Raw genomic sequence first — 581 nt, 5'->3', positions numbered from 1 at the left:
ATAGCTCTACTTCTCGGAGCGCTGGATTTCGGGGGGATTACCAAGCCCCCTGCACCCGGCTGAAGTGATCGGCGGTGAGAACCCGTTCCCGAAACAACTGCCACGTCAGCCGCTCCACTCCGCCGCGATGTGGCTCCACCAAGTCGCAGGCCAGCGACTCGCGCCCGTAATCCAAGTCATGCAAAAAACCCACGTAGGGATCCAGCCCCATCGCGTGGGCCTGCAACGCTGCCTCAGCGTGCAGCAGCGTATAGCCCAGCGACAACACGGCATTGACTGGATCCTGTGGTGGACGACGGTTCCTTCCACTGAAGTGCAGAGACGGGGCAAACAGCGTCTGATACCCCATGAAAAAAGCTTGCGCTGCCGCCCCCTCCGCACCCCGCAACGCCGGCAAGGTCTGTGCGTCCTTCAATGAATGGTTGGCTGCCTCCATCCTTTGCACCGCCGTTTTTAGCTCATAGCGGTGCATCAAATCCTCTTGCGCGCGCTCCAACAGAAAGCGCCGCTGTGCCGCCACCTTGCGTACAAGCAGATCTCGCGCCACCATCAATCTGAAACCCGGGGCCTGGTAGCGCTGC

General features: G+C 60.9%; 1 protein-coding gene. It reads right to left on the bottom strand.

Translation table 11 applies throughout. The features are described 5' to 3' along the window. Positions 1-37: 37 nt before the first annotated feature. Positions 38-581 (bottom strand): CRISPR-associated endonuclease Cas1 (gene cas1 / locus ACK4TH_RS13020; RefSeq protein ID WP_409627048.1); only part of this gene is annotated, 544 nt, incomplete at its 5' end.

It is taken from the genome of Tepidimonas sp. (assembly GCF_046292505.1).
Classification (GTDB): domain Bacteria; phylum Pseudomonadota; class Gammaproteobacteria; order Burkholderiales; family Burkholderiaceae_C; genus Tepidimonas.
This window is presented reverse-complemented; position numbering and strand designations above follow the sequence as displayed.